General features: G+C 64.1%; 12 protein-coding genes. All 12 read right to left on the bottom strand.

Going from position 1 to position 13,072, the window contains the following annotated elements:
- Positions 1 to 21: 21 nt before the first annotated feature.
- Positions 22 to 1,875: an NADH-quinone oxidoreductase subunit L gene (gene nuoL, locus N5D48_RS13570; RefSeq protein ID WP_279884953.1), complete on the bottom strand. Its 1,854-nt coding sequence runs from the start codon at positions 1,873 to 1,875 to the stop codon at positions 22 to 24.
- On the bottom strand, positions 1,872 to 2,180 hold the full coding sequence (nuoK, locus tag N5D48_RS13565; protein ID WP_008096201.1) for an NADH-quinone oxidoreductase subunit NuoK: 309 nt from the start codon (positions 2,178 to 2,180) through the stop codon (positions 1,872 to 1,874). Before nuoK ends, nuoL begins: the two co-directional genes overlap by 4 nt.
- A 3-nt stretch (positions 2,181 to 2,183) precedes the next feature.
- Complete coding sequence (gene nuoJ, locus N5D48_RS13560; protein ID WP_279884951.1) at positions 2,184 to 2,684, bottom strand: NADH-quinone oxidoreductase subunit J; 501 nt, start codon at positions 2,682 to 2,684, stop codon at positions 2,184 to 2,186.
- A 10-nt stretch (positions 2,685 to 2,694) separates the two neighbouring features.
- Positions 2,695 to 3,243, bottom strand: a complete 549-nt coding sequence (nuoI, locus tag N5D48_RS13555; RefSeq protein WP_003251442.1) for an NADH-quinone oxidoreductase subunit NuoI — start codon at positions 3,241 to 3,243, stop codon at positions 2,695 to 2,697.
- An 11-nt stretch (positions 3,244 to 3,254) separates the two neighbouring features.
- The gene (gene nuoH / locus N5D48_RS13550; protein WP_279884949.1) at positions 3,255 to 4,262 is read right to left on the bottom strand and encodes an NADH-quinone oxidoreductase subunit NuoH; all 1,008 of its coding nucleotides are present in this window, start codon (positions 4,260 to 4,262) and stop codon (positions 3,255 to 3,257) included.
- A complete protein-coding gene (gene nuoG, locus N5D48_RS13545; RefSeq protein ID WP_279884946.1) occupies positions 4,259 to 6,973 on the bottom strand; it encodes an NADH-quinone oxidoreductase subunit NuoG in 2,715 nt (904 codons plus the stop codon). Before nuoG ends, nuoH begins: the two co-directional genes overlap by 4 nt.
- A 133-nt stretch (positions 6,974 to 7,106) precedes the next feature.
- The gene (gene nuoF, locus N5D48_RS13540; RefSeq protein WP_279884943.1) at positions 7,107 to 8,468 is read right to left on the bottom strand and encodes an NADH-quinone oxidoreductase subunit NuoF; all 1,362 of its coding nucleotides are present in this window, start codon (positions 8,466 to 8,468) and stop codon (positions 7,107 to 7,109) included.
- The gene (nuoE, locus tag N5D48_RS13535; protein ID WP_012313767.1) at positions 8,465 to 8,962 is read right to left on the bottom strand and encodes an NADH-quinone oxidoreductase subunit NuoE; all 498 of its coding nucleotides are present in this window, start codon (positions 8,960 to 8,962) and stop codon (positions 8,465 to 8,467) included. Before nuoE ends, nuoF begins: the two co-directional genes overlap by 4 nt.
- A 2-nt stretch (positions 8,963 to 8,964) precedes the next feature.
- Positions 8,965 to 10,746 carry an NADH-quinone oxidoreductase subunit C/D gene (nuoC, locus tag N5D48_RS13530; RefSeq protein WP_110733467.1) on the bottom strand — a complete coding sequence of 594 codons (1,782 nt, stop codon included), beginning with the start codon at positions 10,744 to 10,746 and terminating at the stop codon, positions 8,965 to 8,967.
- A gap of 79 nt (positions 10,747 to 10,825) precedes the next feature.
- Positions 10,826 to 11,503, bottom strand: coding sequence for an NADH-quinone oxidoreductase subunit B (locus tag N5D48_RS13525; protein ID WP_008096180.1), 678 nt, complete (start codon positions 11,501 to 11,503; stop codon positions 10,826 to 10,828).
- A gap of 9 nt (positions 11,504 to 11,512) precedes the next feature.
- On the bottom strand, positions 11,513 to 11,926 hold the full coding sequence (locus tag N5D48_RS13520; protein WP_279808381.1) for an NADH-quinone oxidoreductase subunit A: 414 nt from the start codon (positions 11,924 to 11,926) through the stop codon (positions 11,513 to 11,515).
- Between the two features lie 381 nt (positions 11,927 to 12,307).
- Complete coding sequence (locus tag N5D48_RS13515; protein ID WP_279884939.1) at positions 12,308 to 12,970, bottom strand: lysoplasmalogenase; 663 nt, start codon at positions 12,968 to 12,970, stop codon at positions 12,308 to 12,310.
- Positions 12,971 to 13,072 lie beyond the last annotated feature (102 nt).

Below are 13,072 nucleotides of genomic sequence, written 5' to 3'. Positions count from 1 at the left end.
GCAAAGTCGCAAGATTCATAGTCATACCGCGGCCACTACCACGGCGCCGAGCACCAGCACGGCGCCCACGGCGATCGAGGCGGTGTACCAGCGCAGCTGGCCGGTCTCGGTCTTGCTCATGGCGACGTGGCCGCCACGGGCCATCCGAGGGATGAGGCCGATGCTGCGGTCAACCGGGTCCTTGCGCAGGATGTGGCTGATCAGCAGGTAAGGTTTGACGAAGAGCTTGTCGTAGATCCAGTCGAAGCCCCAGGCGGCGAACCACCAGGCCGACAGGACGCGACCGATACCGCTGTTGGCAACTGCTGTGACGAAGCGGCGTTTGCCCAGGAACAGCAGGGCCGAGAGCAGGATACCGGCGATGGCGATGGCGCCCGAGGCGATCTCCAGCGAGTGCTTGGCTTCGCCACCGGCGTGGCCGGCGCTTTCAGGCAGCACGCCTGCCAGCGGCGGATGGATCCAGGCGCCGATGAAGGTCGACAGCACGATCAGCACGCCCAGCGGCAGCCAGTGGCTGATGCCGTGGCCGGCGTGGGCTTCGGTCTTGGCTTCGCCGTGGAAGGCGATGAAGATCAGGCGGAAGGTGTACAGCGAGGTCATGAACGCGCCCACCAGACCTGCGTACAGCAGGCCGGTGTTGCCGCTGGCGAAGGCTTCCCAGAGGATCTCGTCCTTGGAGTAGAAGCCCACGGTCAGGATCGGCAGGGCGGCCAGGGCGGCGCCACCGACCACGAAGCTGGCGTAGGCCAGCGGCAGTTTCTTCCACAGGCCGCCCATCTTGAAGATGTTCTGCTCGTGGTGGCAGGCGACGATCACCGCGCCGGAGGCAAGGAACAGCAGGGCCTTGAAGAAGGCGTGGGTCATCAGGTGGAAGATCGCCGCGTCCCAGGCGCCGACGCCCAGGGCCAGGAACATGTAGCCGATCTGGCTCATGGTCGAGTAGGCGAGGATACGCTTGATGTCGGTCTGCACCAGGGCGGCGAAGCCGGCCAGGACCAGGGTCACGCCACCCACGACGCCGACCAGGTGCAGGACGTCCGGCGCCAGCAGGAACAGGCCGTTGGTACGGGCGATCAGGTACACGCCCGCGGTCACCATGGTTGCCGCGTGGATCAGCGCCGAAACCGGGGTCGGACCGGCCATCGCGTCGGCCAGCCAGGTCTGCAGCGGCAGCTGGGCCGATTTACCGACCGCGCCACCCAGCAGCATCAGGGTCGCCAGGACCATCCAGGTGTCGCCGGCCTGGAACTTCTGCGGTGCCAGCACCAGCAGTTCCTGCACGTTCAGGGTACCCAGCTGGACGAACAGGATGAACAGGCCGATGGCCATGAACACGTCGCCGATGCGGGTGACGATGAACGCCTTGAGTGCCGCGTTACCGTTGTTGCGGTTGCTGTAGTAGAAACCGATCAACAGGTACGAGCACAGGCCCACGCCTTCCCAGCCGAAGTAGATGAACAGCAGGTTGTCGCCCAGCACCAGGAACAGCATGCTGACGATGAACAGGTTGGTGTACGAGAAGAAGCGCGAGTAGCCGGCTTCGCCACGCATGTACCAGGAAGCGAACAGGTGGATCAAAAAGCCGACGCCGGTGACCACGCCCAGCATGGTGACCGACAGGCCATCCACGTACAGGGTGAAGTTCGGCGCGAAGCCGTCCACCGACATCCACTGCCACAGCAGCTGGCTGTACGCGCCGCCTTCAGGCGGGGCGACGTTGAACTGCCAGATCACGTAGGCGGCCACGGCGGCCGAGAGGCCCACCGAACCGACGCCGATCAGCGCGGACAGGTTCTCGGACCAGCGGCCGCGCGAGAACGACAGCAGCAGGAAGCCGATCAGGGGGAATACGAACGTCAGGAAGATAAGGTTCATCCGCGCATCTCACTGGCAGCATCGATGTCGAGAGTGTGGAAGCGGCGATACAGCTGCAGCAGGATCGCCAGGCCAATGCTGGCCTCGGCGGCTGCCAGGCTGATCACCAGAATGAACATCACCTGGCCGTCGGGCTGGACCCAGCGGGCACCGGCGACGATGAACGCCAGGGCGGAGGCGTTCATCATGACTTCCAGGCTCATGAGCACGAAGAGAATGTTGCGGCGGACCATCAGGCCAACCAGACCTAAGCAGAACAGGATGCCGGCGACCGCCAGACCATGCTCGAGAGGGATAGCACCCATGATTTACTCCTTCGCCTCGTTGCGGCCCAGGTGGAAGGCGGTGACGGCTGCCGCGAGCAGCAGCATCGAGGCCAGTTCGACCACCAGCAGGTACGGCCCGAACAGGCTGATGCCGACTTCCTTGGCGCTGACGGTGGTACCGCTGATGGCAGCGCCCGACGGGGTGACGAACAGCACGTACAGCAGCTCGAGCAGCAGCAGGGCGGCGAGAATCACCGGCCCGGCCCAGATGCCCGGCTTGAGCCAGCCACGCTCCTGGGCGACCGAGGCCGGCCCGAGGTTGAGCATCATCACCACGAAGACGAACAGCACCATGATGGCGCCGGCGTAGGCGATCACTTCCAGGGCGCCGGCGAACGGCGCACCGAGGGAGAAGAAGATCATCGCCACGGAAATCAGCGAGATGATCAGGTAGAGCAGGGCGTGCACCGGGTTGGTGCCGGTCACCACGCGGAGCGTGGAGACAACGGCGATACCGGATGCGAAGTAGAAAGCGAATTCCATCTTTCTGTCCTTATGGGAGCAAGCTCTTCACGTTGATCGGCTCGGCTTCGTTCTGCGCGGAGCCTTTCGGCTTGCCAGCGATCGCCATGCCCGCAACACGGTAGAAGTTGTAGTCAGGGTTCTTGCCGGGGCCGGAGATCAGCAGATCTTCTTTCTCGTACACCAGGTCCTGACGCTTGAACTCGGCCATTTCGAAATCCGGAGTGAGCTGGATCGCGGTGGTCGGGCACGCCTCTTCGCACAGGCCGCAGAAGATGCAGCGCGAGAAGTTGATGCGGAAGAACTCGGGGTACCAACGGCCGTCCTCGGTCTCGGCCTTCTGCAGCGAGATGCAGCCGACCGGGCAGGCCACCGCGCAGAGGTTGCACGCCACGCAGCGCTCCTCGCCGTCGGGGTCGCGGGTGAGGACGATGCGGCCGCGGTAGCGCGGCGGCAGATACACGGGTTCTTCGGGGTACTGCAGGGTGTCGCGCTTGCGGAACCCGTGGGAGAACACCATGGCCAGGCTGCGCAGCTGTGTGCCGGTGCCCTTAACGATGTCGCCGATATACTTGAACATGGGTCAAATCCTCACTGGGCCGCGACGGCTGGCGTGTTGTAGAGCACGATCGCAGCGGTCACCAGCAAATTGATCAGGGTCAGCGGCAGGCAGAACTTCCAGCTGAAGTCCATCACCTGGTCATAGCGTGGGCGCGGGATCGAGGCGCGCAGCAGGATGAACAGCATGATGAAGAACGCGGTCTTCAGGGCGAACCACAGGAACGGTACTTGCGGCAGGATGCCGAACGGACCGTGCCAGCCACCGAAGAACAGGGTTACCAGCAGCGCCGAGATCAGGATGATGCCGATGTACTCACCGACGAAGAACATGCCCCATTTCATGCCGGCATATTCGATGTGGTAGCCGTCGGCCAGTTCCTGTTCCGCTTCCGGCTGGTCGAACGGGTGACGGTGGGTCACGGCGACGCCAGCGATGAAAAAGGTGCAGAAGCCGAAGAACTGCGGAATGATGAACCACAGGTTGTTGGCCTGGTATTCAACGATGTCGCGCATGTTGAACGAGCCCACCTGCACCACCACGCCCATCAGCGCCAAGCCCAGGAACACTTCGTACGACACGGTCTGGGCCGAGGCCCGCAGGCTGCCGAGCAGGGCGTACTTGTTGTTCGACGACCAGCCGGCGAACAGCACGGCGTAGACCGACAGACCGGCCATGGCGAAGAAGAACAGCAGGCCGATGTTCAGGTCGGCCACGCCCCAGCTCGGGGTGATCGGGATGATCGAGAAGCCGATCAGCAGGGCGCTCATGGCCACGACCGGCGCCAGGGTGAAGATCATCTTGTCGACGAAGGGCGGGTTCCAGTCTTCCTTGAAGAACATCTTCAGCATGTCGGCGGCGATCTGGAACATGCCGAACGGGCCGACACGGTTCGGACCGTAGCGGTCCTGCCACCAGCCCAGCAGGCGACGTTCGACGAAGCTGAGCAGGGCGCCGCAGACCACCACGGCCAGCAGCACCACGATGGCCTTGACGACCTGAATGATCACATCGATCACTTCGGGGGTGAACCAGCTCATTGTGCTGCCTCCTGCAGGCCTTCGACGGCTGCACCGAAGATGGCGGGCGGAATGCCGGCCAGGCCTTTGGGCAACGCAACCAGGCCAGCGCCCAGTTCTTCATTGATACGCAGCGGCAGGCGCAGCGACACGCCGGCCACGTTCAGGCTCAGCAGCGCGCCGTCGTTGACGCCCAGGCGGTCGGCCTCGGACTTGGCCAGGCCGACGTAGGCGGCCGGGATGCGCTCCTGCACCGGGGCGGCGCGCGAGGAGTTCTCTTCGCTGCCGAACAGGTGGAAGAACGGTACGGCGGTCCAGGTGCCGCGGGCCGGGTTGAACGCGCCCGGAATGGCGGTGAACCAGTTGAGCTTGTCGCCTTGCGACTCGATCAGGCGCACGCCCGGGTCACCGGCACGCAGGTGGCCGCCCACTTCGTCTTGGAACTTGTTCCAGGCCTGCGGCGAGTTCCAGCCCGGCGACCAGGCGAACGGCACCTGCTGGCGCGGTTCGGCCGAGCCCGAGTAGCCTTCCATGGAGAAGGCGAACGCGGTGTCCTTGTCCTGGGGGGTACGCGGCTCGTGCACGCTGATGTTGGCGCGCATGGCGGTACGGCCGGAGTAGCGCAGCGGTTCGCGGGCCAGCTTCATGCCCTTGATGCGGAAGGCGGCGCTTGGCGCGGCATTGACGATGCCGGCCAGTTGCGGGGCGGCTTCGGCGCAGGCGCTGGTGACGTGGTCCAGCTGGGTCCAGTCCACCGGCTTGTTGAGCAGGGTGGCACGCAGGGCGTGCATCCAGCGCCAGCCTTCGTGGATCTGGATGCTGCTGTCCAGGTACTGCGGGTCGAACACCTGGAAGAAGCGCTGGGCACGGCCTTCCTGGCTGACCAGGGTGCCGTCGCCTTCGGCGAAGGAGGCAGCCGGCAGCACCAGGTGGGCGCGTTCGAGGGTCGGGGTCTTCGAGTGGTCGGCGACGATCACCACCTTGGCGGCGGCCAGGGCGGCGTCGACCTTGGCGGCCGGCACGCGGGCGTACAGGTCGTTTTCCAGCACAACGATGGCGTCGGCCTTGCCGCTGATGACCGCGTCCAGGGCCGCGTCGACGGACTCGCCACCCATCATCGCCATGCCGAGGCTGTTGGCCTCAGGCACGACCAGGCTCAGCGAGCCGTTCTTCTCGCGCAGCTTGAGGGCCTTGGCGATGTTGGCGGCGGCTTCGATCAGCGCAGGGTCCGCCAGGGAAGTGCCGGCGACCACCAGTGGGCGGTTGGCGGCGACCAGGGCATCGGCGATGCGCTGGGCCAAAGCCTTGGCTTCGTCGTCCAGGCCGGCGACGGCAGGCGCGCTCGGGTCGATGGCGTGGGCCACGGCAAAACCGATGCGGGCGAGGTCAGCGGGAGCGGCGTGTACACACTCTTCGGCGACGTCGTCCAGCTTGGTTTCAGCCAAGGATGCGATGAACAGCGGGTACAGCGCGTGCTGGCCGATGTTCTTCACCGCGGCGTCCAGCCAGGGCTGCACACGCATGGCGTCGGCCATGGCCTCGGCCTTGCCTTTGGTGGCCTGGCGCACGGCCAGGGCGACGCGGGCGGCGGTCTGGGTCAGGTCTTCGCCGAGCACGAACACGGCGTCGTGGTCTTCGATGTCGCGCAGGGTCGGCACCGGCAGCGGGCTGTCGTTCAGCACGTTCAGCGCCAGGCGCACACGGGCCAGTTCACCGGCTTCCATACCCGAGTAGAAGTACTCGGCGCCGACCAGCTCACGCAGGCCGTAGTTGCTCTCGAGGCTGGCGCGTGGCGAGCCGATGCCGACGATGGTGCGGCCGCGCAGCAGGTCGGCGGCCTTGTCCAGGGCGGCGTCCAGGCTCAGCTTGCTGCCATCGGCGAGGAACGGCTGGCGTGGACGGTCCTTGCGGTTGACGTAGCCATAGCCGAAGCGGCCACGGTCGCACAGGAAGTACTGGTTCACCGAGCCGTTGAAGCGGTTCTCGATGCGGCGCAGTTCGCCGTAGCGCTCGCCGGGGCTGATGTTGCAGCCGCTGGAGCAGCCATGGCAGATGCTCGGGGCGAACTGCATGTCCCACTTGCGGTTGTAGCGCTCGGAGTGGGTCTTGTCGGTGAACACGCCGGTCGGGCAGACCTCGGTGAGGTTGCCGGAGAACTCGCTTTCCAGCACGCCGTCTTCGACGCGACCGAAGTACACGTTGTCGTGGGCGCCATACACGCCCAGGTCGGTGCCGCCAGCGTAGTCCTTGTAGTAGCGCACGCAGCGGTAGCAGGCGATGCAGCGGTTCATCTCGTGGGCGATGAACGGGCCGAGGTCCTGGTTCTGGTGGGTACGCTTGGTGAAACGGTAGCGGCGCTCGTTGTGGCCGGTCATTACCGTCATGTCCTGCAGGTGGCAGTGACCGCCTTCCTCGCACACCGGGCAGTCGTGCGGGTGGTTGGTCATCAGCCATTCGACGACGCTGGCGCGGAACGCCTTGGATTCGTCATCGTCGATGGAAATCCAGGTGCCGTCGGAGGCAGGGGTCATGCAGGACATGACGATACGACCACGGGTGTCGTTCTCGTCGGTGTACTGCTTGACCGCGCACTGCCGGCAGGCGCCGACGCTACCGAGCGCCGGGTGCCAGCAGAAATAGGGGATGTCGAGGCCGAGTGACAGACACGCCTGTAACAGGTTGTCCGCACCGTTGACTTCGAGCGCTTTGCCGTCTACGTGGATAGTGGCCATTGTTCAAAGTTCTTCGTTGGCCCGCGTGAGCGGGCGTGGCTAATGGAAATCGGTGAGCCTGCGGCCAGCCACGAGTCGTTCGGGCCGGCCAGCGGGCTGGCGGATGGCACGGACCATCCGCTGTTTCATCTTGTTATGCGCCGACCACGATCGGCTTCGCCAGATTCGGGCGCAGGGTGCCAGCGCTTTCTGGCGCCACACCGGCCTCGAACTCCGAGCGGAAGTATTTGATGGCACTGCCCAATGGCTCGACGGCACCTGGTGCGTGAGCACAGAAGGTGCGGCCTGGGCCGAGGAAGTTGACCAGACCCAGCAGGGTCTCGATGTCTTCGGCGCGGCCCTGGCCTTTCTCCAGGGCGCGCAGCATCTTCACGCTCCACGGCAGGCCGTCACGGCATGGGGTGCACCAGCCGCACGATTCGCGGGCGAAGAACTCTTCCATGTTGCGCAGCAGCGACACCATGTTGATGCTGTCGTCCACCGCCATGGCCAGGCCTGTACCCATACGGGTGCCGACCTTGGCGATGCCACCGGCGTACATCTGCGCATCGAGGTGCTCGGGCAGCAGGAAGCCGGTACCGGCGCCGCCTGGCTGCCAGCACTTGAGCTTGAAGCCGTCGCGCATGCCACCGGCGTAGTCTTCGAACAGCTCGCGGGCGGTGACGCCGAACGGCAGCTCCCACAGGCCAGGGTTCTTCACCTTGCCGGAGAAGCCCATCAGCTTGGTGCCGTGGTCTTCGCTGCCTTCACGGGCCAGCGACTTGTACCAGTCGTTGCCGTTGGCGACGATGGCCGGCACGTTGCACAGGGTCTCGACGTTGTTCACGCAAGTCGGCTTGCCCCACACGCCGACGGCGGCAGGGAAGGGCGGCTTGGAGCGCGGGTTGGCGCGGCGGCCTTCGAGCGAGTTGATCAGTGCGGTTTCTTCACCGCAGATGTAGCGCCCGGCACCGGTGTGCACGAACAGCTCGAAGTCGAAGCCCGAACCGAGGATGTTCTTGCCCAAAAGGCCTGCGGCCTTGGCTTCGTCGATGGCGCGGTTGAGGTTTTTCGCTGCGGTGGTGTACTCGCCACGCAGGAAGATGTAGCCGCGGTAGGCCTTCAGCGCGCGGGCGCTGATCAGCATGCCTTCGACCAGCAGATGGGGCTGTTGCTCCATCAGCATGCGGTCTTTCCAGGTGTTGGGCTCCATTTCATCCGCGTTGCACAGCAGGTAGCGGATGTTCATGGATTCGTCTTTGGGCATCAGGCCCCACTTCACGCCAGTGGGGAAACCCGCGCCGCCACGGCCCTTGAGGCCGGAGTCCTTGACGCTCTGCACGATGTCGTCGGCGGACATCTCGGCCAGTGCCTTGCGGGCAGCGGCGTAGCCGTTCTTGGACTCGTACTCGGCCAGCCAGACCGGCTCGCCGTCGTCACGCAGGCGCCAGGTCAGCGGGTGGGTTTCGGCCGAACGCGCAATGCGGTTGGCCGGGCCGAAGGAAGTGATGGTCATACGTAACCCTCCAGCAGCTTGGAGACGCCGGCAGGCTGCACGTCGCCAAAGGTGTCGTCGTCGATCATCAGCGCCGGGGCCTTGTCGCAGTTGCCCAGGCAGCACACCGGCAGCAGGGTGAAACGCCCGTCGGCGGTGGTCTGGCCGAGGCCGATGCCCAGCTCGCTCTGGATCTGGCTGACCACCGACTCATGACCGCCGATGTAGCAGACCATGCTGTCGCACACGCGGATGATGTGGCGGCCGACCGGCTGGCGGAAGATCTGGCTGTAGAAGGTGGCCACGCCCTCGACGTCGCTGGCGGGGATGCCCAGTACTTCGCCGATGGCGTAGATGGCGCCGTCCGGCACCCAGCCGCGTTCCTTCTGGACGATCTTCAGGGCTTCGATGGACGCCGCGCGCGGGTCCTCGTAGTGGTGCATCTCGTGCTCGATGGCCGAGCGCTCGGTTTCGCTCAGGGCGAAACGGTCGGTTTGGATAAGCGTGCTGTTCATGCTTAGCGGTCCACGTCAGCCATAACGAAGTCGATACTGCCCAGGTACGCGATGAGGTCCGCGACCATGCTGCCTTTGATCACCGAAGGGATCTGCTGCAGGTGCGGGTAGCTCGGGGTACGGATCCGGGTGCGGTAGCTCATGGTGCCGCCATCGCTCGTCAGGTAGTAACTGTTGATGCCCTTGGTCGCCTCGATCATCTGGAACGACTCGTTGGCCGGCATGACCGGGCCCCACGAGACTTGCAGGAAGTGGGTGATCAGGGTCTCGATGTGCTGCAGGGTGCGCTCTTTCGGCGGCGGCGTGGTCAGCGGGTGATCCGCCTTGTACGGGCCTTCCGGCATGTTGCGCAGGCACTGGTCGATGATGCGGATACTCTGGCGCATCTCCTCGACGCGGACCATGCAGCGATCGTAGGCATCGCCGTTGTGGGCCAGCGGTACTTCGAATTCGAAGTTCTCGTAGCCGGAGTAGGGGCGCGCTTTACGCAGGTCGAAGTCGCAACCGGTGGAGCGCAGGCCGGCACCGGTGGTGCCCCACTCCAGGGCTTCCTTGGTGTTGTAGGCGGCGACGCCGATGGTACGGCCCTTGAGGATGCTGTTCTGCAGGGCGGCCTTGGTGTACTCGTCGAGGCGCTTGGGCAGCCATTCGACGAAGTCCTTGACCAGCTTGTCCCAGCCGCGCGGCAGGTCGTGGGCGACGCCACCGATGCGGTACCAGGCCGGGTGCAGGCGGAAACCGGTGATCGCCTCGATCACGGTGTAGGCGCGCTGGCGGTCGGTGAAGGTGAAGAACACCGGGGTCATGGCGCCGACGTCCTGGATGTAGGTACCCAGGAACAGCAGGTGGCTGGTGATGCGGAAGAACTCGGCGAGCATGATGCGAATCACGTCGACCTTCTGCGGCACCTGGATGCCGGCCAGCTTCTCGACGGCGAGCACGTACGGCAGGTTGTTCATCACCCCGCCGAGGTAGTCGATGCGGTCGGTGTAGGGGATGAAGCTGTGCCAGGACTGGCGCTCGGCCATCTTCTCGGCGCCACGGTGGTGGTAGCCGATGTCCGGGACGCAGTCGACGATCTCTTCACCGTCCAGCTGCAGCACGATACGGAACGCACCGTGGGCCGAAGGGTGGTTGGGGCCGAGGTTGAGGAACATGTAGTCCTCGTTGGCGCCCTGACGCTTCATGCCCCAGGCTTCCGGGTTGAAGCGCGCCGACTCCTCCTCAAGCTGCTGCTTGGCCAGGGTCAGGCTGTAGGGGTCGAACTCGGTGGCGCGGGCCGGGTAGTCCTTGCGCAGCGGGTGACCTTCCCAAGTGGGCGGCATCATGATGCGGCTCAGGTGCGGGTGGCCGGCAAAGTCGATGCCGAACATGTCCCAGACTTCACGCTCGTACCAGTTGGCGTTCGGCCAGATACCGGTCACGGTCGGCAGGTTCAGGTCGCCTTCGCTGAGCGACACCTTGATCATCACGTCACTGTTACGCTCGACCGACAGCAGGTGGTAGAACACGCTGAAATCGGCGGCCGGCAGGCCACGGCGCTGGGTGCGCAGGCGCTCGTCGACGCCGTGCAGGTCGTACAGCATGCTGTACGGTTTGGCGACGCCGCGCAGGAAGCTGAGCACTTCCTTGAGCTGGGCGCGTTTTACCCACAGTACCGGCATGCCGGTGCGGGTTTCCTGGGCGACGAATGCGTCGGCGCCAAAACGGTTGTGCAGTTCGACGACCACATCCTGGTCGTCAGCCTTGTAGGGCGGAATATAAATAGCGTTGTCCGCTGTCATGGTCTCGGTCGCTTTGGGTCAGCGTTAAGAATGAAGCCAGGCCGCCGGCTCCTTCGGGAGCGGGCGGCAGGTCGCTGGATCAGACTTCGTCGGGGCTGCGCAGGTTGGTTACCGCAATGCGCTGTTCACGACGCAGGTCCTTCTGGGCGGGCATCTCGGCACGGTAGATGCCTTGATCACCAACCACCCAGGAAAGCGGGCGTCGTTCTTGGCCGATCGACTCCTGCAGCAGCATCAAGCCTTGCAGGAATGCCTCGGGGCGCGGCGGGCAGCCAGGCACATAGACGTCCACGGGGAGGAACTTGTCGACCCCCTGAACGACCGAGTAGATGTCGTACATGCCGCCGGAGTTGGCGCACGAACCCATGGAGATGACCCACTTGGGCTCGAGCATCTGCTCGTACAGGCGCTGGATGATCGGCGCCATTTTGACGAAGCAGGTACCGGCGATGACCATGAAGTCGGCCTGGCGCGGCGAGGCCCGGATGACTTCGGCGCCGAAGCGGGCGATGTCGTGGGGTGCCGTGAAGGCCGTGGTCATTTCCACGTAGCAGCAGGACAGGCCGAAGTTGTACGGCCAGAGGGAGTTCTTGCGACCCCAGTTGACCGCGCCACGCAGCACATCTTCGAGTTTCCCCATGTAGATGTTCTTGTGGACCTGGTCCTCCAGCAGTTGATCGGTGACGGTTTCCCGCTCACCGACCGGATACTGCTCGTTGGGTGCGTCCGGATCGATTCTGGTGAGATTGTATTGCATGCCAAAGCCTCATTGTTTCAGCTTCGCTTGCCGCTTGCGGCGACCTTCGGGAGCCCAATCGAGCGCCCCGACACGCCATAGGTAGACAAGACCTGCCAACAGAATTGCTATGAAAATGAGAGCTTCGACGAATCCGGTCCAGCCGCTTTCGCGGACGGACACAGACCATGCAAACAGGAAGAGGGCTTCGATATCGAAGATCACGAACAGCATCGCGACCAGATAGAATTTGGCGGACAGGCGCAGGCGGGCGCTGCCGACGGGCAGCATGCCGGATTCGAAGGGTTCGTTCTTGGCGCGACCCCAGGCCTTGCTACCGAGCAGGCTGGACAGGCCGAGCATGAAGGCACACAGGCCGACGACACCCAGGAGGAAGATGGCAAAGCCCCAGTTGTGGGCGATGAGTCCTGCCGAATCGGACATGCTTGAAATCCTTATACAGAGACCCAGCTCTGCAGTCTGAAATAAGTAGAGCGGCGACGTGGTGTCGCAGACGCAGTGACCAAATGTCGCAGCTGAATCAATCGCGCTGATTTTATGGGTAAACCCAGTGCAAGTAAAATTTCCGTTGCAAATTTATTCGTAGGATTAAGTACAAAGATCTTTCGTAACTGGCTGAAAGCCTTGAGTTTCGGGCATTGCGTGCGGATTTGTTAATTATGTTTCTTACCCCGCGTAACGGCTGGCTAGTTGCGTAATGATAATTAATATCATTTAACCTGGGCTGCATTGTTTTAGCTGTTCTGGGCCTTGCAAAGTTCATCTGCCAAGCGGCCCCTCTTGCAAATGCGAAAAACTCTCGTTCTAGCAGCTTTCAGCGCTGCGCGTGCCGCTCTGGATCAATACTTTGTCGTTTGCGCCGCGGCTGACCGACGCGGCGATCAGCCACTGGCCGAGCCAGTAGAAGAGGATGATCAGGTACTCGGCGGCGGCGAATGGGCTGACGAAGCGGTCGATACCGATCAGGCTGTCGGAGAACACGAAGGCGCAGGCGCCCAGCGCGGCCAGGCCACCGCAGGCCAGGGCGCGCCAGAGCATGGCGCCGATGGTCAGGGCGTACAGAGCTACCGGAATCAGCAGTGGGCCCAGGCCATGACTGGCGAGCACGCCGAACAGTGAGCCGCCAATCAGCACGGCCCAGGCCAGCGCCGGGTAGGCCGGGCGCCGCGTGAGGCCGCAATAGCCGCGCAGGTAGGCCAGGTGCGCGCAGAGAAACGCCCCAAGGCCGAACACGAACAGGTCGCGGGGGATCGCCAGGAGAATGTCGCCGAGTACCGAGAAGGCCAGGCCGAGGATGATCCAGCGGCGATAGGGTGTGGCGGGAGTGGTGCTCAGCCAGGCAATCAGGGCGAGCACCGGAATGGGTTTGACCAGTAGGCCAAGCAGGGCGTTGTCGCTGGCCAGCGCATATAGATAGAAGGCGGCGGCTGCGACGGCGACGATGAGCAGGTGGCCAGGGCGGGGCATGGGCAGTCCTTGCTATGGGGTAGCCACAAGCTTAGACCTGATCCTGGTTTTTGCTGGTAATGCGGTCCCTGTAGGAGCGGCCTTGTGTCGCGAAAGGGGCGC

It is taken from the genome of Pseudomonas sp. GD03858 (assembly GCF_029840925.1).
Lineage (GTDB): Bacteria > Pseudomonadota > Gammaproteobacteria > Pseudomonadales > Pseudomonadaceae > Aquipseudomonas.
This window is presented reverse-complemented; position numbering and strand designations above follow the sequence as displayed.

Coding starts and splice junctions, on each gene's coding strand:
- N5D48_RS13515 (WP_279884939.1), bottom strand. CDS start 12,970: ATGCCCCGCCCTGGCCACCTGCTCATCGTCGCCGTCGCAGCCGCCGCC.
- nuoF (WP_279884943.1), bottom strand. CDS start 8,468: ATGACCATCACTTCCTTCGGCCCGGCCAACCGCATTGCGCGTTCGGCC.
- nuoI (WP_003251442.1), bottom strand. CDS start 3,243: ATGTTCAAGTATATCGGCGACATCGTTAAGGGCACCGGCACACAGCTG.
- nuoL (WP_279884953.1), bottom strand. CDS start 1,875: ATGAACCTTATCTTCCTGACGTTCGTATTCCCCCTGATCGGCTTCCTG.
- nuoG (WP_279884946.1), bottom strand. CDS start 6,973: ATGGCCACTATCCACGTAGACGGCAAAGCGCTCGAAGTCAACGGTGCG.
- N5D48_RS13525 (WP_008096180.1), bottom strand. CDS start 11,503: ATGCAATACAATCTCACCAGAATCGATCCGGACGCACCCAACGAGCAG.
- nuoJ (WP_279884951.1), bottom strand. CDS start 2,684: ATGGAATTCGCTTTCTACTTCGCATCCGGTATCGCCGTTGTCTCCACG.
- nuoE (WP_012313767.1), bottom strand. CDS start 8,962: ATGAACAGCACGCTTATCCAAACCGACCGTTTCGCCCTGAGCGAAACC.
- nuoH (WP_279884949.1), bottom strand. CDS start 4,262: ATGAGCTGGTTCACCCCCGAAGTGATCGATGTGATCATTCAGGTCGTC.
- nuoC (WP_110733467.1), bottom strand. CDS start 10,746: ATGACAGCGGACAACGCTATTTATATTCCGCCCTACAAGGCTGACGAC.
- N5D48_RS13520 (WP_279808381.1), bottom strand. CDS start 11,926: ATGTCCGATTCGGCAGGACTCATCGCCCACAACTGGGGCTTTGCCATC.
- nuoK (WP_008096201.1), bottom strand. CDS start 2,180: ATGGGTGCTATCCCTCTCGAGCATGGTCTGGCGGTCGCCGGCATCCTG.